We start from the raw sequence: 24,205 nt of genomic DNA, 5'->3' as shown, positions 1-24,205 counted from the left end.
CCGTCGGAGCCGAGACCGAGTGGCTCGTCGTCGACTCCTCCGATCCCGTCGCACACGTTCCCCTCACCCGGCTGCGCACGTTGGTGGACGGTGCCGGGCCGCTGTCCTCCGGCAGCCGCGTGACCTACGAGCCCGGGGGCCAGCTGGAGATCAGCACCGCGCCCTTCCCCGAACTCGGTGCCCTGCACACGGCGCTGGCCGCCGACCTGTCGCAGATCCGGGCGCATCTGGCCGACCATGGGATCGCTCTCACCGGGCACGGTATCGATCCGCTGCGCGGCCCGCTCCTCCAGCAGGCCGAGGCCAGATACCGCTGCATGAGCGACTACTTCGGGTCAGCCGGCCTCGCCCCGATGTGCACCACCGCGTCGGTCCAGGTGTGTCTCGACATCGGCGCCGACCACGCCGACGCCCTGCGCCGCTGGCGCCTCGCGCACGCTCTCGGGCCGGTGCTGGTCGCGTCGTTCGCCAATTCGGCCCTGCAGGCCGGGCGTCCCACCGGTCTGCGGTCCACCCGCCAGGCCCTCTGGAGCGGCCTGGACGCGGGTCGTACTGCGGTGCCGGCCGGAGCGGACCCGGTCGAGGCCTGGAGCCGCTACGCCCTGGACGCGCAGGTGATGCTGATCCGGGACGGGGAGGCCGGGTGGGTGGCCGACCCCGGCATGAGCTTCCGCGAGTGGATCACCGAGGGTGGGGCCGCGGGCGGGCCGACCGAGCAGGACCTGAGCTATCACCTGTCGACGCTGTTCCCGCCCGTGCGACCGCGCGGCTGGCTGGAGCTGCGCATGATCGACGCCGTGCCGGACCCGTACTGGCCGGTGCCGATGGCCGTCGCGACCGCTCTTTTCGACGACCCGCGGGCGTCCGAGCTGGCCGAGGCCGCTGTGCAACCCGTCGCCGGGCGCTGGCGGCAGGCGGTCGCCGACGCCCTGACCGACCCGTCCCTGGCCGTCGCCGCCCGGCGGTGCTTCACCGCCGCCGTTGAGGCCCTTCCCCGCCTCGGCGCGGCCGACCTGGTGCCGATCGTCAGCGAGTACGCCGAGCGTTATGTCGAGCGCGGGCGCTGCCCGGCCGACGACCTCGGCTCCCATGAACCCGACGCTTTCATCGCGTCCACCGTTTCCACGCAGAGGAGGACCGTCCGTGGCGCCGCCGACCACCCGGCAACCCGATGAGGACGTGCTCAAGGAGGTGATCGCAGCCGAGTTGCTCGCCGTCCGTGACCGCAGTTTCGGGTTGACGGTCCACTCCCTGGACGACGCCGAGCTCACCGCCCAGGTGTCCCCGCTGATGTCCCCGTTCGTCTGGGACCTCGCGCATGTGGGCAACTACGAGGAGCTCTGGCTGCTGCGCGCGGTGGCCGGCGTCGACCCGATGCGACCGGAGATCGACAAGCTGTACGACGCCTTCGAACACCCCCGCGCGACACGGCCGACGCTGCCACTGCTGGCGCCCGACGAGACCCGTGCCTACATCGCGACCGTACGAGACAAGGTGCTGGACTCCCTGGCGAAGGTACGGCTGCGGCCGGACGACCCGCTCACCGCCGGAGGATTCGTCTACGGCATGGTCGTGCAGCACGAGCACCAGCACGACGAGACCATGCTCGCCACCCACCAGCTGCGCAAGGCCGCCCCCGTGCTGCTCGACCCCCCGGGCCCCCCGCCGCGCGGACGGCCCGGAGATCAGGCGGCACGATCCGGCGCGCCCGGCGGGGAGGCTCTGATCGAGGCCGGGCCGTTCGAGATGGGCACCTCCGGCGACCCGTGGGCGCTCGACAACGAGCGTCCCGGGCACATCGTGGACCTGCCCGCGTACTTCATCGACACCACGCCGGTGTCGTGCGCCGACCACCTCGCCTTCATGGCGGCCGGCGGCTACGACGACGAGCGCTGGTGGCATCCGGACGGCTGGGAGTGGCGGTGCCGGACCGGCCGCCGCGCCCCCGGCTTCTGGTTCAGCGAGGGCGGGCAGTGGCTGCGACGCCGCTTCGGCCGCACCGAGCCCGTCCCGCTCGACGAGCCGGTGCAGCACGTGTGCTGGTACGAGGCGGACGCGTACGCCCGCTGGGCCGGCAAGCGGCTGCCGACCGAGGCCGAGTGGGAGAAGGCGGCCCGCTGGGACCCGGTCTCGGGCCGGTCCCGCCGCCACCCCTGGGGGGACGAGCCGCCGGACGCCTCCCGCGCCAACCTCGGGCAACGCCTCCTGCACCCCTCACCGGTCGGTTCCCACCCCGGTGGCGCGTCGCCGCAGGGCGTACGCCAGCTGCTCGGCGACGTGTGGGAGTGGACCTCGTCGGACTTCCGCGGCTACCCGGGATTCCGGTCCTTCCCCTACCGGGAGTACTCCGAGGTCTTCTTCGCGGGCGCCCCCGAGCAGGACGGGCGGTCCGGCTACAAGGTCCTGCGCGGAGGCTCCTGGGCCACCCACCCGAGCGTGGGCAGGACCACCTTCCGCAACTGGGACTACCCGATCCGCCGGCAGATCTTCGCCGGCTTCCGCTGCGCCCGCTCGGCGGGCGGTGGCCACGACCCCGGCGCCCGTGCCGGGGCGGACCGCGCGACCCCCCCTCCGGAGGCCGCCTGATGTGCCGCCACCTGGGCTACCTCGGCTCGCCGCGGACGCTGCACGAGCTGATCTGCGCACCGCCGCACTCCTTGGAGCACCAGTCGTACGCCCCCCGGCACAACCTCTACAACACCTTGAACGCCGACGGCTTCGGGGTCGGCTGGTTCGACCCGGCCCCCGACCCGCCCCCCGACGGGGCTCCCGGAGCGGCCTCGGGCGCGGCGGACCGGTCGCCCGGCGGCGACCGCGCGCGAAGGTTCCGCCGGGCCCAGCCGATCTGGACCGACGTCTCCTTCCACGAAGTGGCGGAGGTGATCGAGTCCTCCTGCGTGGTCGCGGCCGTCCGCTCCGCGACCACGGGTTTCCCCGTCGAGGAGTCGTGCGCCCAGCCGTTCCGGGCCGACGGCCGGCTGTTCAGCCACAACGGGGTCATCGAGGGCTTCGCCGGCGTGGAGGCCAAGCTGCGCGAACTCGCCGGTGATCTCGCCGGCATGCCGGACGCCCGCGCCCCGGTCGACTCGGCGCTGCTGTTCGCGCTCGCCGTACGGCGGTGGCGGGCGGGACGGCCGCTCGGCGAGGGGCTGGCCGACGTCGTCGCGGCCATCTCCGGGCTGGCGCCCGGGCGCTACAACCTGCTCGCCGCCGACGGCTCCACACTCGCCGCCACGACCTGGGGCGACTCGCTCTTCGTCCGTTCCGCCGACAAGGAGGTCGTGATCGCGTCCGAACCGTACGACGACGAAACCGGATGGGACAGGGTGCCCGACCGGTCACTGATCGTGGCCGATGAGTCCGGCGTCCGGATCCGGCCGCTGTGAGGCCCGATCCGGCCCGCCGTGAACACGCGGCTCGAAAAAGCCGCCCCCGCAGCTCACCCGACGCTCGAAGGAGAGATGTCTGATGGACCGCTTTCTGACCGCCGATGACCTCGAGAAGGCCCTGCGGCAGGATGTGATGGACGGGCTGACCGGTGAGCCGAAGTCGCTCCCGCCGAAGTGGTTCTACGACGAGCGAGGCAGCGCCTTGTTCGAGGAGATCACCCAGCTGGCGGAGTACTACCCGACCCGGTGCGAGCGGGCCATCATCGCCGAGCGCGCCCCCGAGATCGCCGTCGCGACCCGAGCCGACACCCTCCTCGAGCTCGGTGCCGGTTCGGGGGAGAAGACACGGCTGCTGCTCGACGCGTTCGACGCGTTCGACGGAACGCTCGGCGAATACGTTCCCGTCGACGTGAGCGGTGACTTCCTCGTCGCGGCGGCCGACCAGATCGCGGGCGACTACCCGGCGCTCGCCGTACGGGCCGTGGTGGCCGACTACGAACAGCATCTGCACCTGCTGCCGACCGGGGGCAGGAGGCTCATCGCCTTCCTCGGCGGCACGATCGGCAACATGATGCCCGCGAAGCGGATCGGATTCCTGCAGGGGCTGCGGGCGACGATGGCCCCCGGCGACACCCTCCTGTTCGGCGCCGACCTGGTCAAGGAGAAGGCCCGCCTCGTCCGGGCCTACGATGACGCGCTCGGGGTCACCGCGGAGTTCAACCGGAACGTCCTCCATGTGATCAACGACAGGCTCGGCGGCGACTTCGTGCCGGAGGCCTACGAACACGTCGCCGTCTGGGACGCGGGCAACGAGTGGATCGAGATGCGCCTGCGCTCGACCGTCGACCAGGTCGTACGGATCGAGGTGCTCGACCTCACCGTCCGGTTCGCCGAGGGCGAGGAGATGCGCACCGAGATCTCCTCGAAGTTCCGGATGGAGCGACTGAGTGCCGAGCTCGAGGCCGCCAAGCTGACCCTCGACCGGTGCTGGACCGACGCGGACGGCGACTTCTCCCTCGTTCTCGCGGCCCCCGCGGCCTGACCGCCGGCCCCATCAGCCGTGATCTCGCAGTCGTCCCCGGTGCCCGCCGGAACGGAAGTGGGCCGGGGTCACTCATGCCTGGAGCTCCAGCGTTGATGCAACCCGATCGCCGTGATCATGCAGTTGTTCGTTCCCGTGCCTTGGCCGGGCGGAGCCTGGGATGCGATCAACTGCATGATCACGCCGACTGGCACAGTACCCGGGGGTTTGTCCGAGCCGCGAGTCCCAGGGCTGACGCTGGTCTATGGCCGTGATCATGCAGTTGTTCGGTACTCGTTCTCGGCGTTGGGTGGACGGGTAGAGCGCCGGGACGCTCGAGCCGATCACCTGGTTCCATGCCACACCGGACGGACGCCCGAAGGGGCGACTGCGAGATCGCCGCGGGCCAGAGTCGGCGCAGCGGGAGTCAGAGCCGGCGCATGGGCCGGGTCAGGCCGAGCCGTTTGAGGTCGCCGGCCAGGCGGGTGGCGATGTAGCGGTGGCCCTCCGGCGTCGGGTGCACCCGGTCCGGCAGGATGTAATGCGCCGCGTTGCCGGTTCCGTCCCGCCGGTCGCCCGTGACCCATTGCTCGCGCAGCGGATCGATGAACGGGATGCCGGTCTCATGGGCCACCCCCTCCAGCGCGTCGCGGATGCCGAGTACGGACGGCATCGGCGTACCGGTGCCCCACATCGGGCCTATGAGCACCAGGTGCGTGCCCGGCCAGCGGGCCTTGGCCCGGGCGAGCAGGTCCCTGGCGGCGATGCCGACCTGGATCGCGGACCGGTTCCGGTCGTTGTGCCCGCCCGACACGATGAGCATGTCCGGGGCCGGTCGCCAGGCGAGCTGCCGCGCGAACAGCGTCGCGAACGGCTCGCGCGCGCTCCCCGGGGTGGCGAATCCGGTGCCGCCGCGACCCCCGACGATGACCTGCCAGCCGAGCAGCCGGGCGGTGTCGGCGGCGTAGGTGCGGGTGGGCGGGCTCTCGCGCCCTCCCGCGGTGTAGCTGTCGCCGAGGAACATGACGACCGGGGCGCGATCGGAAGAGGGCGTGGAAGTGGGCCGCGAGCCGGACCGCCCGTTCGAGGCGGCGGTCGGCGTGCAGGCGGCACATGTGGCCATGACCAGCAACGCGAGCAGCGCGGCGCGGCGCGGGACCCCACACGTCATCAATAGACCACCGATTCCCCGGGCACCGCCATATCCTACCTAGGAATTCGATCACGAATTCCGTACGCCCGCCGTTTACCCGCACGTCACGGGGGCGTGGCCGGAGCGCCACACCGAAGGGCCAGGGTTCGCGAGTGCGAATGGAACGGATGAGGGAACTCGATCTGCTGCGGTTCGTGGCGGCGCTTGCGGTGTTGCTGTTTCATTTCACCGGATTCGGTGGAAGGGGGGCCTGGCCCGACCCGTCGCGCGAGATCTTTCCGGTACTCGGAGAGGTCACGCGGTACGGCTACCTCGGCGTCGATCTGTTCTTCGTGATCTCCGGATTCGTCATCCTCATGAGCGTGTGGGGGCGGACCGCGGGGGAGTTCGGCGTCTCGCGCCTCGTCCGCCTGATGCCGGCCTACTGGGCGGCGGTGCTGCTCGGGGCCGTCATCTACCTGAGCACGGGGCTCGGCAAGGGAACGCCCGGCCTGGTCCTGCCGAACATGACCATGCTCCAGGGCGGTCTGGGCGTCGACAACGTCGACTCGGTGTTCTGGACGCTCTGGGTCGAGCTCCACTTCTACGTCCTCATCGCGATCCTGGCGGCGATCGGGCTCACCTACCGGCGCTGCGTGACATTCATGTCCGTCTGGCTGTTCCTCGGGCTGTTCGCCGAGGAGGCCAACAGCAAGCTGCTGAAGGTCTTCGTCGTCCCGACGTGGAACGCGTACTTCATCGCGGGAATGGCGCTCTTCCTGATCTACCGGTTCGGGCCGACGCTGCTGCTGTGGGGCTTCGTCGCGGTGACCTGGCTGCTGTCCATGCACTGGAGCGCCTGGCGGGCGGGGCACGTCTTCTCCGGAGTCACCGACGGCGCCGTCGTGGCCGCCGTCACGGGCATCTTCCTCGTCATGATCCTCGTCGCCACCCGGAAACTGACCTGGCTGCGCTGGTCGGGGCTCACCCTGCTGGGCGCTCTCACCTACCCGCTTTACCTGACGCACTCCCAGGTCGCACTGCCGCTGCTCGACGCGATCTATCCGGGGATGAACCGCTGGGCCGCGCTGGCGGCGGTGCTCGCCTGTTCGCTCCTGATCGCGTACGCGATCCATCGCCTGGTGGAACGGCCGGCCGCGGCCTGGCTGCGCACCCGTCTGCGCCAGGCCCTGGCCCGGGCACGTGAGATCGACGCCCCCGCGCCGGTCCCGCCACCACGCCCGGCGGCCGAGGCGGAGCCCCCCGGCGAACTCGTCGGCCCGGCGCGGCGAGGCTAGGCGCCACGCCGCCGTACCAGGCAGTGATCGTCGACTCACTGAGGCGCCCGAGGCGGCGGCGACGTACGGTGGAAGGGTGACGTCGCAGACCGCGGCCTGCCGGCCCGTCCTTGTGACTCGGGCGCCGCCGGCAGACGTGATACACGGTTACGCACCGCCCGCGCGACCGGCCGGTACGGTCGTCACCGCCTACTGCGGCGCACTCATGATCGTCAGGGGCGAGTACGCGTCCATCCCGCCCCTGGACACCTGCGCGGAGTGCATCGAGGTCTGGAAGCGCCAGCGATGCTGACCGTCTACCGCGGGCGAACGCTCCGAGATCGTGAATCTACTGCCGGTAACCGAACCACCGGCTCCCGTACGGCGCCTTCACCGACACCGAACGACGTTCTGAGGGCGATCGCCCGGGCGTGCCGTCACTCACACCATTCGACGATGGCCTCGCTCTTCAGATCCGGATCGCGAACGCGCAGCCAGATCCGTTCGAAGTGGGGGCCCGGCCTGGGGCGAAGGAGGTGAAGGGTCAACCGCTCGTACCAGGTCGGATCACCGTTCCGCACCGACTCGAAGCCGACCTCGCCGCGCAGTCGTATCTCGAGGTTGAAGGGCTCCCGGAACGGGCTCAGCCGCAACGGGGGCTTGTCGATGAGACTCTGGTCGCCGTTCTGGTCGTCGAGCATTCGGGCGCCCGCGATCTCGGCTCGCGGAATGCGCTCCTCCGCCCGGAGGAAGGCCGGATCCTGGATCACCAGGCGATCGCGCTCCAGCCACGCCCGCGGCCGTTCCAGGACCACGCGGACAATCCGGATCATCAACGGGATCAGGAGACCTCCGATGGCGATGGGCACGATCAGTTCCGCCTGTTCGTACAGCGGCTCTCCGCCACCGACGAGGAAGGCCCACACCCATGGCAGTGAACAGACCGCAAGGGGCACGGTCATGGCGAGCGACCACGGTGCGGAGCGAACGACATGCAATTGCTCGATCGGTCCTGACCGGCCCGCTGTTTCCGGGGATCCGTCCACATCCGTAGCGGGCACGCGCCAATCCATAATGGCCTCATACTTCAGGTCCGGATCGCGTACGCGCAGCCAGATCTGCTCGTAGTGGCGTCTGCGCTTGGGGAAGTACGGCCGAGTGTTCCACCGTAGGAGCCAGATCCAGTTGCCGCACCAAATGCTCCGGGTCGACTCGAAGCCGATCTGGCCGCGCAGTCGTATCTCGAGGTTGAGCGGCTCCCGGAACGTGCTCAGCTCCAAGGTCGCGCGGTCGGCGAGATTCCGGTCGCCATGCCACCAGCTGAGCATCCGGGCGCCCGCGATCGCGGCTCGCGGAATACGCTCCTCCGCACGGAAGAAGACCCGATCCCGGATCACCAGGTGATCGTGCTCAAGCCAGACACGTGGCCGGAGCAGCAGCATACGAAGGATCTGGATCGTTGGCAGAACCAGCAGGCCGCTGAAGAGGACGGCTTCGATGAGCGCCCACGGATTGTTCAGTACGGGTCCGTCGACGATGAACATGACACTGCCGGCGACCAACAGAACAATGAGCGGGCTGAAGAGCAGGAGGGCCCCCGCAGCGGCGAGCGACAGCGGAACGGAGCGAACGATCTGCAGTTGCTCGATCGGCTCCGAAGGGCTCGTTGCGCCCGGGATCTCGTCCATCGTAGGAGTCTGTCAGACGACCCGGTTGAAATGGCATGACTCGGTAAAGCCGAGGTCCGCCCGATTCAGCTCCTCGTCGCTCTGATCCCGGACGCCGACGCAAACCGAGGTTCCTCGCGATCCACGCCGAGCCAGATCTCCCGGCCCGGGGCCGCCGCTGCCGCGTTGCTCACCAACTCGGACACGACGACCTTTCCGTCCTCGACCAGATGGCCGAGGCGCCAGTAGATCAAGACGCTGCTCAATAGGGTTCGGGCGAGTTGGGGGGCGTCCGGTCCGGCGACGAGCTTGAATCGGTGATTCGCCTTCTCGGAAGTACTGATATCGGTCATGCGATAGCCCGCCTTTGATCGAGCGTTGTGACGGTGCCTTCGGTTGTCGTCGCTCCACGGCCGGAGGAAGGCGACCGGTCCGGAGCCGCCTTCTTCGCGCTTTCCAACTTTGTCACCGGGCGATTACGTAGGGTGTGCATCGCACGTATGTTTGGCGCTGCTGTGGCATACGAAAAACGCCGTGTGGCACCGGGTGGAAAGCCGTGGCGCCGTGTGGCATCAGGAGAAGGATCATGCCTGCACAGAAATTCCTCGATCCCGGCAGCAGCCCGGCGGCGCTCTGGGGGTCGGAACTGCGGCACTACCGGCAGGCCGCCGGGCTCAGCCAGCCCGAGCTGGCTCAGAAGATCTTCTGCAGCCGTCAGCTCGTCGGCGCCATGGAGACAGGGGAACGCTCACCCGAGCCCGACCGCGCCGGGCTCTGCGACGAGGCACTGCAGACCGGCGGCGCCCTGCGTCGGTTGCTGGAGAAGCTGCAGAGGTCATTCAGAGGGCGGCGGAGCAATGGACCTGACAGGCGCCATGTGGCGAAAGAGCAGCCGAAGCAGCAACAACGGCGGGGCCTGCGTTGAACTGGCCCGCGCCGGTCGCATCGTAGCCGTACGCGACAGCAAGAACCCGGAAGCCCCGGCGCTCGTGTTCGACGCGGATACGATGCGCTCCTTCCTCGATGCGATCAAGCAGAGCTGAGGTAGCTCTTCGCGAGCGAGGCCGGTCCTTCAAAGGGCCGGTGGCGGGCGGTCATCTCAGCCATCGGAACTCGCCGCGGATGTGATGACGCGGTCGGGCGCCCCGAGGTCGCCGGTTCGGACTCGGCCCTCGGCCAAGGGGTTGTCCGGAGTCGGTGAACAGGTACCTGTGCGCGTAGACCGCTCCCGAGCGCAGCCGGGCGTAGGGCTATGGTCCTGGCCGTGGTCTTCTCTCGAGTTCGATTGCTGTTCAGGCGGCTTGTAGGGGTGGGTCTCCTGGTGGGTTGTGTTCGTGGAGGAGGCGTCCGTCGGGTCCGGTGGCGGTGGTGGTGGCGTTGGGGTTGAGTTGGATGTGCCAGCCCCAGGTGTGTACGGCGATGAGGTGGTGCATCGTGCAGAGTGTGAGGAGGTTCCATAGTTCGGTGGGGCCGCCTCGTGATCTGGGCGCGATGTGGTGTATCTGGGATAGTTGGGCGGGGTGGTCGCAGCCGGGGAATCGGCAGTGTTGGTCTCTGCGGCGGACCAGGCGTTCCAGGGGTGCGGGTACGGTTCTGTCTGTTGTTCCGGCGTCGAGGATGATGCCGGGTCTGTTGAGTGGGGCTTCGAGTAGCCCGGTGCGCAGGTAGGCTGCTAGGCCGTTTGGGCCGGAGAGCACCTGGATCGCCGATCGGAGCATGCTCCGTTGCAACCGGGGCAGGGTCTCGGTGGCGAGGGGGCGGTCGCAGTCACCGCAGCGGTCGGGGTTGCTGTCGCCGCACTGGTCACCGCACTGGTCTGGGTCGTTGTCACCGCATCGGCCGCTGTTATTGCTTCGGCCGTGGTGATCGCGTAAGTCGCCGTCACCGTATCGGCCGCCGTCGTCACTGTCACTATCACTGTCACCGCGGTGGTCGTCGTCGGTCGCGCTGTCGCCGTCGTTGTGGTCATGGCATCGGCTGCTGGTATGGGCGGCGCGGCCTGACTTGCCTATCGCGTTGAGCCGTTCTGCTGTCATCTGGTTGAGTGCGTCGTGGTCGATTGTGCCGAGCACGGTGGGGGTGATGAGGGAGTCGCAGGTCAGTGCTGCGGCCAGTCCGTCGCTGATCGGCCCGGCGCCGGTGAGGGTGGCGCCTTTGGCCGGCCCCGGCAGGCTGGGTGGTTCCGGCAGGCTGGGTGGTTCCGGCGGCGAGGACGCCGCCGCGCCTCGGGCGGCTGGGTCGCCTGGGTCGCTCAGGCCGTCTGGGCTGTCGGGGGCGGGTGGCGGTTCTTGTTCTGGTTGGTCGGTGAGGAGTTGGCGGACGGTTTCATCTTTGGTGAGGCGTCTGCGGGCGAGTGCGGCCGTCTGTTGTTGGATCCATTGGTCTTCGAGTTGTTTGGAGCCTGGCAGGGCGCGGAGTGTCGCGAGGTCCATGTCGACTTTGAGGTGTGGTTTGGATCCGCCGCGTTCTGGCATCAGGTCTGAGTCGATGTGGCGGCGCATCGCCTCGGCGAGCGCGTCGTGCCTGCGTTGGCGTTTGGTGCGGGTGTCCTCGGGGCCCTTCTTGACGGCGAGTGCTTCGATGACGGTTTCGGTCAGGGCGGTGGCCTCGGTGGTCAGGTCTGCGTTGATCCGGCCTACTCCGCCGAGGGTTTTCGACGGGGTCAGTCCTCGGTCGTTGAGGCGTTGTGCCTCGTCGCGTTCGGTGTTGCCGGGGCGTAATCTGCGCAGTGCGAGGGTGGCGATCTGTGCGAGGTCCTCCACCTGCGCGCCGGAGGTCGCGGCCTCGACCAGGATCTGTTCGATGGCGTCCTGGTCTTCGGGGTGGAAGGCGGCGACCGCGGTGCTGATCCACTCACCGTAGGACTCCGAGATCGTCCCATCGGCGAGCGTGGTGTGGATGTGGGGGCGGGCGCGCAGCCGCAGTGACGCGCTCACCTGCCGGCGGGCGGCGGCGGGCGTGGAACGGGTGAATCTGGCCAGCCATGCCCCCGTCGATCTCTGCCCGTCGGCACGGGGGCCGCCGCACGCGGTGAAGGCCGCCACCAGATCCGCGCGTGCGGCGGCGCCCTTGGCCTCCACGCGCGCCCACCTCCGCAAGCACTCCGACTGCACCTCCACCGGCAGGCAGGGCAGATCGCCGCTGTTCAGGAAGTCCAACGCCGCCTCGACCATCGCCAACGCCTCCACCGCACACGACGGCGGGGGAACGGCGAACGGGCCAGGCACCACGACGGACTCCTCGGGGGAGAAGACTTCCCATCGACTGGGTAGTCACATGACCCCGGACAGTCATAATCTATCGCACGCATGTTCGAATGACAATGGGTTTCGCCTGATCGAACGGAGTGTTCGTGCACGTTCACGCCAGAGCGATCGGCCCGGAATCCGTACCTCAGAGGGCCGGAAGGCCCGGGCGGGATCCGGCCCGTGCCCTTGTCCAGGTCATAGCCCGCGAGCAGCGGGACCACCGCGAAGCCCTGAATCGCCTGGCCGGTGGAACCGGCAGAAGAGGTTCGGTCCGCGGCGGTCCTAACCACCAGACGGCGGGGATGGTGTCTGGCGGGCTAGGGCGAGCAGGTCGCGGGCGGGGCCGGTGGGGCGCTGCCCGGTGGGCCAGACCGCCCGGAGCGGGCGGCGCAGGTCGAGCTCGGGCACCGACACGGCGACGAGGCGACCGGTCGCGACCTCGTCGGCCACGGCGAGTTCGCTGACCACGACCGGCCCGGCGCCTGACACCGCCGCCGCCTTGAGTGCCGTGGTCGACGCGAGCTGGAGCAGCGGCGTCGCCGTCCCGCCGTACTCGGCGAGGGCACGGTCGAGCACCTCCCGGGTACCCGACCCCTCCTCGCGCAGGATGAGAGGGGTATCCGCCAGTTCCTGGGCGGTCACGTCGGTACGCCGCCGGGTCCACGGGTGCCGGGGCGCCACCACCACGACGAGGCGGTCGGTCGCGATGACCGTGCCGCTGAGGCCCGCGGGGGTCTTCGCCCCCTCGACGAAGCCGAGATCGGCCTGGCCCGCGAGCACCTGTTCGGCGACCGCCGCCGAGTTGGCGACGCGCAGGGTGGCCGCCGTCCCCGGCCGGGCCTCGTGCAGGGCGAGCAGCCAGCCCGGCATCAGGTACTCGGCCACGGTCAGGCTGGCCACCACGCGCAACCGCCCGTCGCGGTCCTCGCGCAGCGCGCCGAGCCCGGCGTCCAGCGCGCGCGCCGCCTCGATCACCTGCAACGCCCATTCAGCCACGAGGGCGCCGGCCGCGGTCGGCCGGGAACCGCTCGGTGAGCGCTCCAGCAGCGCCATGCCGATCTGCCGCTCCATGGATCTGATCCGGGTGCTGGCGGCGGGTTGGGAGACACCGAGCTCCGCCGCGGCCCGGCCGACGCTGCCCATACGTACGACCGCCAGCAGCAGCTCGAGGGCGCCCAGATCGGGAACGCGGTGAGAGAGGCGCATCTCCGCAGTCTAGGCACCGCTCATAGGCCAGCGTTATGTCCCCATAGGGCGATGACCTCTACCGACGGCGGTGACCGGCCCCCACAGTGGGGGGATGGTCACGAGCATCGCCCCCGCCGCCGCAGCCCCGCTCGCCGCGCCCGAGCGCGTTGAGCCGTTCCGGCATCTCGGGCCGAACTGGTACGCCTGCGTCATGGGAACGGCGATCGTGGCCAACGGCGCCGGTGCGCTGCCGGTCTCGGTCCCCGGGCAGCGCGGCTTCGCGGTCGGCGTGTGGGCGCTGTCGGCCGTCCTGCTGCTCGTGATCATGGCCGCCCGTACCGTCCATCTGCTGAGATACCGCGCCGAGGCCCGGGCCCAGCTCCTGGACGGACCGGCCATGGCCGTGTTCTACGGTTGCCCGCCGATGGCGCTGCTCGCCGTCGGGTACGGGACCCTCACCCTAGGGCGTCACGTGATCGGCCTGGAGGCGGCCGTGACGGTGGATCTGGTGTTGTGGACCGTGGGCACGCTCTACGCGCTGGTCGCCGGGTACGGAATCCCGTACCTGTTCGTCGTCCGCTACCAGGTGCGCCCGGGTACGGCCGATCCCACGTGGCTGCTGCCGGTGGTGGCGCCCATGGTCGCCGCCGCGCTCGGCCCGGCGCTGGTGCCGCACCTGCCTGCCGGCGCGGCGAGGGAGAGCATGCTGTACGGCTGTTACGCGATGTTCGGCATGAGCCTGCTCGCCACGCTGGTCCTGCTCCCGGGCATCTGGACCCGGCTCGTCCACGACAAGCTCGCGCCGATCGCCCTGACGCCCACGCTCTTCCTCGTCCTGGGGCCGCTCGGCCAGTCGACCACCGCGGTGAACCAGCTCGCCGGCGCGGCCGCCGATGCGGCGCCGCGGTACGCGGGGGCGATGGGGGCGTTCGCGGTGCTCTACGGAGTCCCGGTCATGGGATTCGCGATGCTCTGGCTGGCGATCGCCGCGACGGCCAACGCGCGGGCGCTGCGCCGGGGGATGCCGTTCGCGATGACCTGGTGGGGCTACACCTTCCCGGTGGGGACCTGCGTCACCGGCGCGGCCGCCCTGGCGGGGCGCACCGGCCTCGGCGCCCTCACCGTCCTGGCCGTGGGCCTGTACCTGCTGCTGGTCACGGCCTGGGTGACCGCCGCCGCGCACACCGCGTACGGAGCCCTCTCCGGCCGGCTGTTCCGCCCGGCCCTCGGCCCTCGCCCGGCCGGGCCGTGACCTACGGCAGTGCCTCGCGGCACGTCTCGGTGAGGGGTTCGCTCGTGTGCACCGCGGCGATGACGCCCGCCGAGCCTGTGGTGGCCGGGCGGGCCTCATTTCCTGCTCGGTTATGCCACGTTGTCGAGGGGCCGGAGTTCGTCGGCGTAGCTGACCGAGGTACGGCGCATGACGCCGTCATCGGTGATGACGTACTGGCCGAGCCGCCACAGCGGCGGCGAGTAGGCGTGGATGGAGACGCTGTCACCGGCGGCTCCGACCAGGCGATGGATGTGGTCGGGGCCGAAGCAGAAGGAGACGCCCTCGCCGACGACGGTCTCCAGGTGTTCGCCGCCGATCCGCGGGTTGCACTCCTTGAGGGCGCCGGAGACGACCCGCACCGCGCCAGAGGACAGATCGTGATCGTGCCAGCCGGTGTCGTTGTCCTGGCTCCAGCAAAGCAGCCATACGTCGACATACTCGTCCCGATACAGAGACGCGTAATGCCGCTGATCGCTCGAGTAGGTGACGTGTTCCCGCCATAGCTCGGGCCGCTCGGCGAGCGTGTCAACGAGTTCCCGCAGTTCCTGCTTGCTCATGGAGCGGGCGGGCAGGGCTTCCCAGGACATGGGTGTTACTCCCTTCCGGTCAGTAGACGGTGTGGATTGGCGACGCGGAGGGCACGCCCACCGGCCTCGCCGAGGTTGAAGTCGGCACGTTCGGGCGGCCCGGCGTAGGGCCGGTCGGAGCCGTACGCGATCACATCGACGCCGATGGCGCGGACGACCGCGTCGACGCCGCGCGGGCCGTACGACGACGTCTCGACGAACGAGAGCGGATCCACCTCGCCCCGGCCGCCGCCGCGGGCCGCGAGGCGTTCCCCGTGCAGCGGGGCCAGGCCCGCGAGCAGCGCGAAGCAGACCCGGAGCCGGGGGTGGCGGCTTCGGCCGAAGGCGCGGAAGGCGAACCACGCGGCGTGCATCTGCTGGACGTACGGCACGAGCGCGGGCCACCAGCCGGGGTCGGTGACCGCCTCGGGCACCGGCCCGGGGTGGACGAGCAGCGGCAGATCGCGCTCCTCGAGCAGGTCGAGCAGTGGCGCGCAGCGGTCGTGACCGGCGGCGTCGGCCAGCGCGGTCGCCGGCAGCTGGAGGCCGGCGAACCCCTGGTCGAGCCGCTCGGCGGTGGCATCGGTGTCGATCTCACGGACGCAGGCGGCGGCCCAGGCCCCGAACGGTTCGGGCAGGGCGGCGGCGCCGTCGTGGTAGGCGTCGAGCAGGGGGTTCGCCTCGTGCGGCGGCAGCCACTCGACGCCGAGCGGCGTGGACAGCGAGACCAGTGCCCGGTCCAGGTCGTCGGCACGGACCAGTTCGGTTCGCAGGCCGATGTCATGATCGGCCGGGTCGACGTCGAAGGGGGATTCGTTCTCCAGGTGCAGGGTCCACCCGGACAGGAAGGGCGGCTCGGAGCGGGCCCGGAGCGCCGCGAGGAACGAGTCCGTCCAGAGGTGCTGGTGCACATCGATGCCGGTCACGACTCTGCTCCTCCTCCCGGCACGGCTCAGGACATGGTTTTACCACTTGGCGGGTCGGCTTTGTGGGGAACCCTGGTTTACCGCTTCAGTGGACCGATTCACTTGACCGTTTCAGTGAACCGGTTCAGAGCTCTCCGCGTCAAGTTGCCGGCCGCTTTGTTACAGGCGTATGTCCGAGGGTGCCCGTATGGTGGTCGGGTGCCTCGGAAGAGCAACCGCACGACCATCCGGGAGGTGGCGAAGGCCACCGGCCTGTCGCCGGCGGCGGTGTCGTACGCGCTGCGCGGCATCCAGACCTCCGAAGAGACCCAGGAGCGGGTGCGGCGGGCGGCCGAGGAGCTGGGCTACGAGGCACATCCGATCGCCCGGGCGCTGGCCAGCGGTCGCAGCGACATGGTGGGCCTGCTCTGCGGTTCCCTCGAGGACTTCTGGCAGCAGTCCCTCGCGGTGGGCATCGGCCGGGAGCTGCTGGCCAGGGATCGTTACGCGCTGATCCTCGACGCCGGCGGCGATCCGCAGCGTGAGCTCGATCTGGCCCGGCGGCTACGCGACCAGCGGGTGGACGGGATCATCGTGCAGCCGCTGGATCCGTCGGCGCCGCTGTGGGCCGAACTGGGCCAGACGCTGCCGGTGGTCTCCATCGGAGACGCGCTCCACGGCGGCCGGTCCAAGGGCGAGGTCGTCTTCGACAACCGGCGCGGCGTCACGCTCGCGCTGGAGCACCTGCACGGGCTCGGGCACCGCCGGATCGCCGTGCTGACCTCGACCCGGGCCAGCACCCCGGACCGGCCCGCCGACGTCCACGTCAACTCCGAGGCCGAGCGCCTGAAGGCCGACATCACCGTCGTCACCGCGTCGCAGGCGCTCGAGGAGGCCACCCTGGTGGCGCTCGACGTCCTGTCGGCCGACCCCCGTCCCACGGCGGTGTTCTGCTTCTCCGACTCGATCGCCTACGGCGTCTACGCCGCCACCCGGGAGCTCGGGCTGGCGGTGCCCGGCGACGTCTCGGTCTGCGGCTATGACAGCCACCCGATGTCGGCGCTCCTCACACCGCCGCTGACCACGGTCGACTGGCACATCGACGGCATCGTGCACTCCGCCGTCCGGGTCGTCGTGGGCGCCATCGAGGGCAAGCAGAGGCGGCGGCGCATCGTCTGCGAGCCGACCCTGCGCTATCGGTCCTCCACCGGCCCGAGCGCTCCACACCACTGAGCACGTGACCGCGCCGCGGACGGTGCCGGCCGGCGGGCCCTCACCAACAGGCCGGCCTTCACCACAGGCCGGGCACTCCCGCCTCGCCGGGCATGACGCCCGCCGAGAACTCCTCGAGGTCGAGCAGGTCGGCGGCGACGGCGATGTCACCGTCCAGCGGGCGATCCTCGACCCGGGCGTCGAGCACCGCGGTGGCCAGGTCATAGGCCCCCTTGAGCGGCCCTCCGGCCGGAGCGCGACCCTGCATGCGCAGCGCGCGGATGCCGGCGACGAGCTCACAGCCGAGCGCGATGCGGTAGGCCGCGATGGTGTCCGTGGTGGCCCGGGCCGACTGAGGGGAGAATCCGGCGTGCTCCTCGACGCCGCGTGAGAGTACGGCGTTGCCGAGGGCCGCCGGGCTGGCGTAACGCCGGACGTCGGCGATCGCCGACTGTGCGACGTACTCCAAGATCATGATTCCCGAGCTGGCCTCGGTGGCGGCCAGGAACGGATGCAGGCCGGTGAACGACGGCTCGACGAGCGTTCCGAGCCGGGACGCGGACAGGGCGGCGGTCTGGAAGAGTGCGGCTCGCGCCGCGTCGAGCGCCAGCCCGACGTAGGCGGTGTGGAAGTTGCCGTTGTGCCAGACGGCACGGTCGACCACGTCGATGAGCGGATTCTCCGCGGCGGCGTTGATCTCCCGGGTGACGATCCCCTCCGCGTACGCGGCGGAGTCGACCGCCGGACCGTGGACCTGCGGGAACGCGCGATAGCCGTACGGGTCCTGGATCCGGCCCGGAGATGGGCCCTCGTAGGCCAGCAGCAACCGCATGGACGCCGCCACCTGCTGCTGGCCCGGGTGCGGGCAGGCCTCATGGACGATCGGTGCGTACGGTTCCACGGACCCGTACGCGGCGAGCAGCGACAGCGCGGCGATGACGATCGACGCGCGCAGCAGGCGGCGCAGGTCGGTCACGGCGAGCGCGGCCTCGCCGAGGGTCGCCGCGTTGGAGCTGATGAACGCGAGCGCATCGGCGGAGCGCAGGGGGAAGCCGGGGCCCTGGCCGCCGCCGATCCACGACCGCTCGCCCAGCAGGCACAGCGCGGTGGAGGCGAGCGCCGTCAGGTCGCCGGTGCCGATCGCGCCGTAGATCGGCACCGGTGGGGTCAGCCGGAGATTGATCACATCACCGAGCGCCGGAAGGACGCCCGGGTCGACCCCGGAGCCTCCCGCCGCGAGCTGGTTGAGCCGCACCGTCAGCATCGCGCGGGCGACCTCGGCGCTGAGCAGTGGCCCGGCGCCGGCGGCGTGGCTGCGCAGCAGGCGCAGCCCGTGGGCGTCGGCGTCGTCCCACTCCACGTCGACGAGCCGGTTGGCGCCCACGCCGGTCGTCCGGCCGTACACCGGCTGGGTACTCGTGATCTCGCGTGCCAGTTTCCAGGCCTCCCGCGCCCGCGTGATGCCGGTGTCGGAGATCACGACCTGGACGTCGTCGCGGGCGATGCGGGCCACCTCGGGGCACGTGAGTGCCGTGCCGTCGATAACGATTCGGGTGCTCGTCAACATGAGCCTCGTTACATTTCGTACTATTTCAGCCGACATAGTGGACAACCGCATCCTGGAGTGCGAGGCTCCAGGGCCTTCGTGACGTGCGCACTCATCGTTGGGTACGGTCGTTCGCGGCGTTGTTTTACTTCATTTTGGCACTGGAACACATCACGGCGTCCACCGGCGCCGGCGAGGAGGTGGGTCGTCTGATCACCTTTGACGGCGTCACGAAGCGTTATGCGGATGGCACCGTGGCAGTCGACGACCTTGACCTGGAGATACCGACCGGTCAGATCACGGTGCTCGTCGGCCCGTCCGGGTGTGGCAAGACCACCACGCTGCGGATGATCAACAGAATGGTGGACCCGACGGACGGCGTCGTGGCCATCGACGGCACCGACGTGCGGTCGAAGAATCCGCCGGAGCTGCGCCGGGGGATCGGCTACGTGATCCAGCAGGCCGGGCTGTTCCCACACCGGACGATCCTGAACAACATCGCCACCGTGCCGTACCTGCTCGGCTGGGACAAGAAGAAGGCGCGTGCGCGAGCCCGCGAGCTGATGGACAGCGTGGGCCTCGATCCGGCCATGGCCTCCCGCTACCCGTACCAGCTCTCCGGCGGCCAGCAGCAGCGCGTCGGGGTGGCGCGGGCGCTCGCGGCCGACCCCCCGATCATGCTGATGGACGAGCCGTTCAGCGCCGTCGACCCGATCGTCCGCAAGAGCCTGCAGGACGAGTTCCTCCGCCTGCAGGCGGAGCTGCAGAAGACGATCGTGTTCGTCACCCACGACATCGACGAGGCCGTCAAGCTGGGGCACAAGATCGCGGTGTTCCAGGTCGGCGGCAAGCTCGCGCAGTACTCCAGCCCGGACGAGCTGCTGGCCGGCCCGGAGGACGGCTTCGTCGCCGATTTCCTCGGGGGCGAGCGGGGCCTCAAGCGGCTGCGGTTCTTCCGTGAGCTCGACGCCGAGGAGGCGGCGGCCGTGACCGGTGCGTCCTCCGGCCCGGCCAAGATCGCCAAGTCCGCCGGATCCGGCGACACCCCGGTTGGGGGCCAGTGAGCGGATGGCCTTCATGGCATTGGTTGACGGTGAGCCGCTGGTCCGCTGGAACTGGGTCGCCGATCACCTCCAGGACTTCGTGGACCTGACCGGTGAGCACCTGTTCCTTTCGCTCGCGCCGGTCGTGCTGGGCCTGCTGATCTCGATTCCGCTCGGCGTGGCGTCGATCCGGTGGTCGTGGCTGTACGCGCCGGTGTTCGCCGGCGCCAACCTGCTGTACGCGATCCCGTCGCTCGCGCTGTTCATGCTGATGCTCGACCTCACCGGGCTCAACTCGCGATGGACGGCGATCGTCCCGCTCACCGGCTACACGCTCGCGGTGCTCGTGCCCAACGTGGTCGACGGGCTGCGCCAGGTGCCCGACTCGGTGCGGCAGGCGGCCACGGCCATGGGCTTCGGCACATGGCGGCGGCTCGTCCAGGTCGAGCTGCCCATCGCCGTGCCCGTCATCATGGCGGGGCTGCGGGTGGCCACGGTGTCGAGCATCAGCCTGGTGAGCGTCGCCGTGCTGGTCGGGCAGGGCGGGCTCGGGCAGTTGTTCACCGACGGCGCCCAACGTGAGTTCCCGACGCCGATCATCGCGGGCATCGTGTTGACCATCCTCCTGGCCTTCGCGGCGGACCTGACGCTGGTGCTCGCGCAACGGCTGCTCACGCCCTGGGCGCGGAGCCGGAGGGGGACGGCATGAACATCCTCGGACTGTTCTGGGACTGGTTCGGCAACTCGGCCAACTGGCACGGCGCCGACGGCATCCCCACCCGGCTGACCGAGCACCTCTGGTACTCCGGGCTGTCGCTGCTGATCGCGGCGGCGATCGGGCTGCCGCTCGGGCTGCTGACCGGGCACACCGGGCGGGGCGGGTTCCTGGCCGCCAGCCTGGCGAACTTCGCTCGCGCGCTGCCCACGCTGGGCATCGTGATCCTGGTCGTGCTCATCTACGGCGTGGGCCTCGGCCCGGTGCTCGCCGCGCTGATCGCGCTCGCCGTCCCGCCGATCCTGGTGAACACCTACGAGGGCATCAGGACGGTCGACGCCGACATCAAGGACGCGGCGCGCGGCATGGGAATGACCGGCAGCGAGGTGCTGTTCAAGGTCGAGGTCCCCGCGGCGATGTCGCTCATCCTGCTGGGCCTGCGCACCGCGGCGATCCAGATCGTCGCGACGGCCACGGTGGCGGCGTACGTGAGCCTGGGCGGCCTCGGGCGCTACATCTTCGACGGTTTCCAGCGGCAGGACTACAAGGCCGTCGTCGGCGGCTCGGTCCTCGTCGTGGTGCTGGCCGTCATCGTCGCGGGGATCTTCCTCGCGCTCCGCCGGCTCCTGGTTCCGGCGGGCGTTCGCCAGAGCGGGAGAGTGGCCTAGCGAGGAGTTCGGGCGAAGATGTCGCCCTGACTGATGTGTCCTATAGCGAACCGGTTTCCCCCGAGAGGAAATTTCACCATGAAGGCAATGATCCGACTCGCCGCCGTCGCGACTTCCGCGTTGGTGGCCCTGACAGCCTGTGGCGGCGGTGACTCGGGCTCCGACGACCCGTTGGCCGGTCCCACCAAGAGCGGTGCGGGCGGCGGCAGCGTCGTCGTCGGCTCGGCCAACTTCCCCGAGAACGTCCTGCTCGGCGAGATCTACGCACAGGCCCTCGAGGCCAAGGGCGTCACCGTGCAGAAGAAGCTCAACATCGGCGCCCGTGAGGTCATCTACAAGTCGATCCAGAACGGTGAGCTCAGCATCCTGCCCGAGTACAACGGCGCGCTGCTCGCGTACATCGACAAGGAGAGCAAGGCCACCACGACCGACCAGGTCGACTCCGAGCTCAAGCAGAAGCTGCCGTCCGGGCTGGAACTGCTCACCCCGGCCGCGGCTGAGGACAAGGACTCGGTCACCGTCGCCAAGGCGACGGCGGACAAGTACAAGCTGACGACCATCGAGGACCTCAAGCCGGTCGCCAAGGACCTCGTCATCGGCGGACCGCCGGAGTTCAAGACGCGGCACCAGGGTCTGGTCGGGTTGAAGAGCGTCTACGGCGTGGAGTTCAAGTCGTTCAAGTCCCTCGACGTCGCGGGTCCGGTGAGCGTCAGCGCCCTCAAGAAGGGTGACGTCCAGGCCGCCGACCTGTTCACGACCGACCCGGCGATCAGCAAGAACGGCTTCGTCACGCTGCAGGACACCAAGAACCTGTTCAGCGCGCAGAACGTGGTTCCGCTGGTCAACTCGTCCAAGGTGAACGACACGATCAAGAGCACGCTCAACGCGGTGTCGGCGAAGCTGACGACGCAGGACCTCCTGGACATGAACACGAAGATGTCCGCCGACAAGGAGGACCCGGACGCGGTGGCCAAGGAGTGGCTGTCGAAGGCCGGCCTCGCCGGCTGACCCCGCACCATGAACAACTGCATGATCATGACAGGGTTCGCTCCGCCGTGATCATGCAGTTGTTCGCGTCTCGGGGTGCTCGCCCGGCTCCGGTCACCGGCCGAGGGGGCGCCAGAACTCGTAGTGGTGCTCCTCGGCGAAGTCGGCCCGCCGGCGCACGGCGGGACGGCGCGGCACACCAGCAGACGCTCACCCGGCAGAGCATCGTGCGGGCCGCGATCGAGATCGCCGACTGAGGCCGGCCCCGGGTCAGCGCTCCGCCGCGCCGTACCGCGGGGCGTTGCCGCCGCGCAGGCGCCGGGTCAGCTCGGCCGCCGACACGCGGACCTGGTCGGCCAGCTCGGGCCAGGTCTCCTCGGGCCGGCGTTCGCGGCGGAACGTCACGGTGATCGCCGCGGCCGGATGCCCGACATGATCGAAGCAGCAGGCGGCGATGCTGGCGAATCCCTCGGTGACGTGGCCGTCCTCGGCCGACCATCCGCGCCGCGCCTCGTCGGCGAGCACCCGCCGCAGCTCTCGCAGTGACCCGGGGCCGCGGCCGGTACGGTCCACCAGCGGTCCCGGGAAGAGCGCACGGATCTGGGCGGCGGGTAGATGGGCGAGCATCGCCCGGCCGCTCGCGGTGAGCTGGGCCGGCAGCCGGACGCCCACGTCCGTCACCACCGTGGCGTGCTCCCGAGGCTGCTCCTTGAGCAGGTAGAGGGTCTCGGCGCCGTGCAGCACACCGAGCTGGACGATCTCTCCGGTCCGGTCGACGAGCCGGTGCAGCAGCGGCCGGGCCAGCCGTTCCAGCGGCCCCTGGCGCAGGTAGGCCGACCCGATCTCGAAGGCGGCGACGCCGAGGCCCCACCGGCGGGCCTCGGGCAGGTAGGTGACGAACCCGTCCTCGGCCATGGCGCCGAGCAGGTGGTAGGTGCTCGAGCGGGGCAGCCCGAGCGAGCGTGCGATGCCGGCGGCGGTCATCGGCTCCGCCGACGAGGCGACCAGCCGCAGCACGGCCAGGGTGCGCCTCGCGGCCGGTACTTGGCTCATGGCCGCCGCCCTCGGCCCCGCGGCGGGAATTCCACGACGCTCCGCTCCATGGGCACCATTGTCTCGTATCCGAGACACAACTTGCCTTTCGGCCGGTCCACCGCCCGCGGTCCTCCGCTCCAATGGGGGTATGGCCAATGGGGGCCAGTGGGGTATGGGGAGTGCCGTGACCGAGACATCCGTAGTAGCCGTTCCCGTGGGGCCGAAGGCGCTGACGTTCGACCAGGTCGTCGCCGTGGCCCGTGGCGGAGCAGTGGCCGAGCTGACCGACGAGGCGCTCAAGGAGATCGCGGCCACACGAGCGCACGTGGAGGAGCTGGCCACGCGGCCCACGCCCGCCTACGGCATCTCCACCGGATTCGGCGCGCTGGCCACCCGGCACATCCCCGAGGAGCTCCGGGCCCGCCTTCAGGTCTCACTCGTACGATCACACGCGGCCGGCAACGGTCCCGAGGTCGAGCGCGAGGTGGTCAGGGCGCTCATGCTGCTCAGGCTGCGCACGCTCGCCTCGGGACGCACCGGCGTGCGGCCGGTGACCGCGCTGACCCTCGCGGCACTGCTCAACGCGGGCATCACCCCGGTCGTGTACGAGTACGGCAGCCTCGGCTGCTCCGGCGACCTGGCCCCGCTGGCCCATGTCGCGCTCGCGCTGATCGGTGAGGGCGACGTGCGCGACGCCGAAGGAACGCTCATGCCGGCGGCGCAGGCGATGGAGCGGGCCGGCATCGAGCCGGTGACGCTCGCCGCAAAGGAGGGGCTGGCCCTCATCAACGGCACCGACGGAATGCTCGGCATGCTCGTGCTCGCCATGGGAGACCTCCGGCGGCTGCTCACTACCGCCGACATCGCCGCCGCGATGAGCGTCGAGGCACTGCTCGGCACCGACCGGGTCTTCGCCGCCGACCTGCAGGAGCTGCGACCCCATCCAGGGCAGGCGTCCTCGGCGGCGAACCTGCGGGCGATGCTCGCCGACTCGCCGATCATGGCCTCGCACCGAGGCCCCGACTGCACCCGGGTGCAGGACGCGTACTCGCTGCGCTGTTCCCCGCAGGTCCACGGTGCCGCGCGCGACACCCTGGCGCACGCCGAGCTGGTCGCCTCGCGCGAGCTCGCCAGCGCGGTCGACAATCCCGTCGTGCTGCCGGACGGCCGGGTCGAGTCCAACGGCAACTTCCACGGTGCCCCGGTCGGCTACGTCCTGGACTTCCTCGCCATCCCGGTCGCCGACGTCGCGTCCATGTCCGAGCGGCGTACCGACCGCATGCTCGACACGGCCCGCTCGCACGGGCTGCCCGCGTTCCTCGCCGACGACCCC

At 70.3% G+C, this 24,205-nt stretch carries 23 protein-coding genes and 1 pseudogene; 15 read left to right on the top strand and 9 right to left on the bottom strand.

The genetic code is table 11. The features are described 5' to 3' along the window. The 4 genes from egtA to egtD all read left to right on the top strand — a co-directional run. Positions 1 to 1,175 (top strand): ergothioneine biosynthesis glutamate--cysteine ligase EgtA (egtA, locus tag HKK72_RS23100; RefSeq protein WP_187236499.1); only part of this gene is annotated, 1,175 nt, incomplete at its 5' end. Further along, complete coding sequence (gene egtB / locus HKK72_RS23095; RefSeq protein WP_315987399.1) at positions 1,144 to 2,586, top strand: ergothioneine biosynthesis protein EgtB; 1,443 nt, start codon at positions 1,144 to 1,146, stop codon at positions 2,584 to 2,586. The genes egtA and egtB, both read left to right, overlap by 32 nt. Further along, positions 2,586 to 3,386: a class II glutamine amidotransferase gene (locus HKK72_RS23090; RefSeq protein WP_187236497.1), complete on the top strand. Its 801-nt coding sequence runs from the start codon at positions 2,586 to 2,588 to the stop codon at positions 3,384 to 3,386. The genes egtB and HKK72_RS23090 overlap by 1 nt, the downstream gene beginning before the upstream one ends. An 82-nt stretch (positions 3,387 to 3,468) precedes the next feature. Further along, positions 3,469 to 4,431: an L-histidine N(alpha)-methyltransferase gene (egtD, locus tag HKK72_RS23085; RefSeq protein WP_187236496.1), complete on the top strand. Its 963-nt coding sequence runs from the start codon at positions 3,469 to 3,471 to the stop codon at positions 4,429 to 4,431. Positions 4,432 to 4,837: 406 nt separating this feature from the next. Here egtD and HKK72_RS23080 read toward each other — a convergent pair whose 3' ends face one another. Continuing rightward, the gene (locus tag HKK72_RS23080) at positions 4,838 to 5,581 is read right to left on the bottom strand and encodes an SGNH/GDSL hydrolase family protein (protein ID WP_261987093.1); all 744 of its coding nucleotides are present in this window, start codon (positions 5,579 to 5,581) and stop codon (positions 4,838 to 4,840) included. Positions 5,582 to 5,721: 140 nt separating this feature from the next. Here HKK72_RS23080 and HKK72_RS23075 point away from each other — a divergent pair, with 140 nt between their 5' ends. Beyond that, a complete protein-coding gene (locus HKK72_RS23075) occupies positions 5,722 to 6,840 on the top strand; it encodes an acyltransferase family protein (RefSeq protein ID WP_261987096.1) in 1,119 nt (372 codons plus the stop codon). Between the two features lie 76 nt (positions 6,841 to 6,916). Further along, positions 6,917 to 7,132 (top strand): hypothetical protein, encoded by a 216-nt coding sequence (locus tag HKK72_RS23070; RefSeq protein WP_187236494.1) that lies wholly within the window; start codon positions 6,917 to 6,919, stop codon positions 7,130 to 7,132. Positions 7,133 to 7,256: 124 nt separating this feature from the next. Here HKK72_RS23070 and HKK72_RS23065 read toward each other — a convergent pair whose 3' ends face one another. Together HKK72_RS23065 and HKK72_RS23060 are read right to left on the bottom strand one after the other, a co-directional pair. Beyond that, a complete protein-coding gene (locus HKK72_RS23065; protein ID WP_187236493.1) occupies positions 7,257 to 8,507 on the bottom strand; it encodes a hypothetical protein in 1,251 nt (416 codons plus the stop codon). A 65-nt stretch (positions 8,508 to 8,572) separates the two neighbouring features. Continuing rightward, positions 8,573 to 8,839, bottom strand: coding sequence for a hypothetical protein (locus HKK72_RS23060; protein WP_187236492.1), 267 nt, complete (start codon positions 8,837 to 8,839; stop codon positions 8,573 to 8,575). 233 nt (positions 8,840 to 9,072) lie between these two features. Between HKK72_RS23060 and HKK72_RS23055 the strand changes: the two genes are divergently transcribed. Both HKK72_RS23055 and HKK72_RS23050 read left to right on the top strand, forming a co-directional pair. Further along, positions 9,073 to 9,411 (top strand): multiprotein-bridging factor 1 family protein, encoded by a 339-nt coding sequence (locus tag HKK72_RS23055; RefSeq protein ID WP_187236491.1) that lies wholly within the window; start codon positions 9,073 to 9,075, stop codon positions 9,409 to 9,411. Beyond that, positions 9,344 to 9,529, top strand: a complete 186-nt coding sequence (locus HKK72_RS23050) for a DUF397 domain-containing protein (RefSeq protein ID WP_187236490.1) — start codon at positions 9,344 to 9,346, stop codon at positions 9,527 to 9,529. Before HKK72_RS23055 ends, HKK72_RS23050 begins: the two co-directional genes overlap by 68 nt. Before the next feature lie 249 nt (positions 9,530 to 9,778). Here the strand turns inward: HKK72_RS23050 and HKK72_RS23045 are convergent, their stop codons facing one another. Together HKK72_RS23045 and HKK72_RS23040 are read right to left on the bottom strand one after the other, a co-directional pair. Next, positions 9,779 to 11,716, bottom strand: coding sequence for an HNH endonuclease signature motif containing protein (locus HKK72_RS23045; RefSeq protein WP_187236489.1), 1,938 nt, complete (start codon positions 11,714 to 11,716; stop codon positions 9,779 to 9,781). A gap of 300 nt (positions 11,717 to 12,016) precedes the next feature. After that, a complete protein-coding gene (locus HKK72_RS23040; RefSeq protein ID WP_187236488.1) occupies positions 12,017 to 12,940 on the bottom strand; it encodes a LysR family transcriptional regulator in 924 nt (307 codons plus the stop codon). A 94-nt stretch (positions 12,941 to 13,034) separates the two neighbouring features. Between HKK72_RS23040 and HKK72_RS23035 the strand changes: the two genes are divergently transcribed. Next, complete coding sequence (locus HKK72_RS23035) at positions 13,035 to 14,174, top strand: TDT family transporter (RefSeq protein ID WP_187236487.1); 1,140 nt, start codon at positions 13,035 to 13,037, stop codon at positions 14,172 to 14,174. A gap of 110 nt (positions 14,175 to 14,284) precedes the next feature. Here HKK72_RS23035 and HKK72_RS23030 read toward each other — a convergent pair whose 3' ends face one another. After that, positions 14,285 to 14,782 carry a cysteine dioxygenase gene (locus tag HKK72_RS23030; RefSeq protein ID WP_187236486.1) on the bottom strand — a complete coding sequence of 166 codons (498 nt, stop codon included), beginning with the start codon at positions 14,780 to 14,782 and terminating at the stop codon, positions 14,285 to 14,287. A 5-nt stretch (positions 14,783 to 14,787) separates the two neighbouring features. After that, complete coding sequence (locus HKK72_RS23025) at positions 14,788 to 15,687, bottom strand: amidohydrolase family protein (RefSeq protein WP_187236485.1); 900 nt, start codon at positions 15,685 to 15,687, stop codon at positions 14,788 to 14,790. 198 nt (positions 15,688 to 15,885) lie between these two features. Between HKK72_RS23025 and HKK72_RS23020 the strand changes: the two genes are divergently transcribed. Then, positions 15,886 to 16,899, top strand: a complete 1,014-nt coding sequence (locus tag HKK72_RS23020) for a LacI family DNA-binding transcriptional regulator (protein WP_315987398.1) — start codon at positions 15,886 to 15,888, stop codon at positions 16,897 to 16,899. Positions 16,900 to 16,957: 58 nt separating this feature from the next. Here HKK72_RS23020 and HKK72_RS23015 read toward each other — a convergent pair whose 3' ends face one another. Beyond that, positions 16,958 to 18,445: an aromatic amino acid ammonia-lyase gene (locus tag HKK72_RS23015; RefSeq protein WP_261987092.1), complete on the bottom strand. Its 1,488-nt coding sequence runs from the start codon at positions 18,443 to 18,445 to the stop codon at positions 16,958 to 16,960. A gap of 188 nt (positions 18,446 to 18,633) precedes the next feature. Between HKK72_RS23015 and HKK72_RS23010 the strand changes: the two are divergent. The 4 genes and pseudogenes from HKK72_RS23010 to HKK72_RS22995 form a co-directional block, all read left to right on the top strand. Then, positions 18,634 to 19,380: pseudogene (locus HKK72_RS23010) on the top strand (ABC transporter ATP-binding protein); the annotation flags it as partial. Positions 19,381 to 19,501: 121 nt separating this feature from the next. Then, the gene (locus HKK72_RS23005) at positions 19,502 to 20,176 is read left to right on the top strand and encodes an ABC transporter permease (protein ID WP_222721027.1); all 675 of its coding nucleotides are present in this window, start codon (positions 19,502 to 19,504) and stop codon (positions 20,174 to 20,176) included. Further along, complete coding sequence (locus HKK72_RS23000) at positions 20,173 to 20,850, top strand: ABC transporter permease (protein WP_187236483.1); 678 nt, start codon at positions 20,173 to 20,175, stop codon at positions 20,848 to 20,850. Before HKK72_RS23005 ends, HKK72_RS23000 begins: the two co-directional genes overlap by 4 nt. An 87-nt stretch (positions 20,851 to 20,937) precedes the next feature. Next, a complete protein-coding gene (locus HKK72_RS22995; RefSeq protein ID WP_315987397.1) occupies positions 20,938 to 21,858 on the top strand; it encodes an ABC transporter substrate-binding protein in 921 nt (306 codons plus the stop codon). 249 nt (positions 21,859 to 22,107) lie between these two features. Here the strand turns inward: HKK72_RS22995 and HKK72_RS22990 are convergent, their stop codons facing one another. Next, positions 22,108 to 22,890: an IclR family transcriptional regulator gene (locus tag HKK72_RS22990; RefSeq protein WP_187236481.1), complete on the bottom strand. Its 783-nt coding sequence runs from the start codon at positions 22,888 to 22,890 to the stop codon at positions 22,108 to 22,110. A 154-nt stretch (positions 22,891 to 23,044) separates the two neighbouring features. On the opposite strand from HKK72_RS22990, the gene HKK72_RS22985 reads away from it, so the two are divergent. Next, a partial coding sequence (locus HKK72_RS22985; RefSeq protein WP_187236500.1) for an aromatic amino acid lyase occupies positions 23,045 to 24,205 on the top strand: 1,161 nt, incomplete at its 3' end.

Source organism: Actinomadura sp. HBU206391, assembly GCF_014323665.1.
GTDB lineage: Bacteria > Actinomycetota > Actinomycetes > Streptosporangiales > Streptosporangiaceae > Actinomadura_C.
This window is presented reverse-complemented; position numbering and strand designations above follow the sequence as displayed.

Excerpts from the sequence above, each read along its gene's own strand:
- HKK72_RS23090 (WP_187236497.1), top strand. The coding sequence starts at position 2,586 with ATGTGCCGCCACCTGGGCTACCTCGGCTCGCCGCGGACGCTGCACGAG.
- egtD (WP_187236496.1), top strand. The coding sequence starts at position 3,469 with ATGGACCGCTTTCTGACCGCCGATGACCTCGAGAAGGCCCTGCGGCAG.
- HKK72_RS23080 (WP_261987093.1), bottom strand. The coding sequence starts at position 5,581 with ATGACGTGTGGGGTCCCGCGCCGCGCCGCGCTGCTCGCGTTGCTGGTC.
- HKK72_RS23075 (WP_261987096.1), top strand. The coding sequence starts at position 5,722 with ATGGAACGGATGAGGGAACTCGATCTGCTGCGGTTCGTGGCGGCGCTT.
- HKK72_RS23065 (WP_187236493.1), bottom strand. The coding sequence starts at position 8,507 with ATGGACGAGATCCCGGGCGCAACGAGCCCTTCGGAGCCGATCGAGCAA.
- HKK72_RS23060 (WP_187236492.1), bottom strand. The coding sequence starts at position 8,839 with ATGACCGATATCAGTACTTCCGAGAAGGCGAATCACCGATTCAAGCTC.
- HKK72_RS23055 (WP_187236491.1), top strand. The coding sequence starts at position 9,073 with ATGCCTGCACAGAAATTCCTCGATCCCGGCAGCAGCCCGGCGGCGCTC.
- HKK72_RS23050 (WP_187236490.1), top strand. The coding sequence starts at position 9,344 with ATGGACCTGACAGGCGCCATGTGGCGAAAGAGCAGCCGAAGCAGCAAC.
- HKK72_RS23040 (WP_187236488.1), bottom strand. The coding sequence starts at position 12,940 with ATGCGCCTCTCTCACCGCGTTCCCGATCTGGGCGCCCTCGAGCTGCTG.
- HKK72_RS23035 (WP_187236487.1), top strand. The coding sequence starts at position 13,035 with ATGGTCACGAGCATCGCCCCCGCCGCCGCAGCCCCGCTCGCCGCGCCC.
- HKK72_RS23030 (WP_187236486.1), bottom strand. The coding sequence starts at position 14,782 with ATGTCCTGGGAAGCCCTGCCCGCCCGCTCCATGAGCAAGCAGGAACTG.
- HKK72_RS23015 (WP_261987092.1), bottom strand. The coding sequence starts at position 18,445 with ATGTTGACGAGCACCCGAATCGTTATCGACGGCACGGCACTCACGTGC.
- HKK72_RS23005 (WP_222721027.1), top strand. The coding sequence starts at position 19,502 with ATGGCATTGGTTGACGGTGAGCCGCTGGTCCGCTGGAACTGGGTCGCC.
- HKK72_RS23000 (WP_187236483.1), top strand. The coding sequence starts at position 20,173 with ATGAACATCCTCGGACTGTTCTGGGACTGGTTCGGCAACTCGGCCAAC.
- HKK72_RS22995 (WP_315987397.1), top strand. The coding sequence starts at position 20,938 with ATGATCCGACTCGCCGCCGTCGCGACTTCCGCGTTGGTGGCCCTGACA.
- HKK72_RS22990 (WP_187236481.1), bottom strand. The coding sequence starts at position 22,890 with ATGAGCCAAGTACCGGCCGCGAGGCGCACCCTGGCCGTGCTGCGGCTG.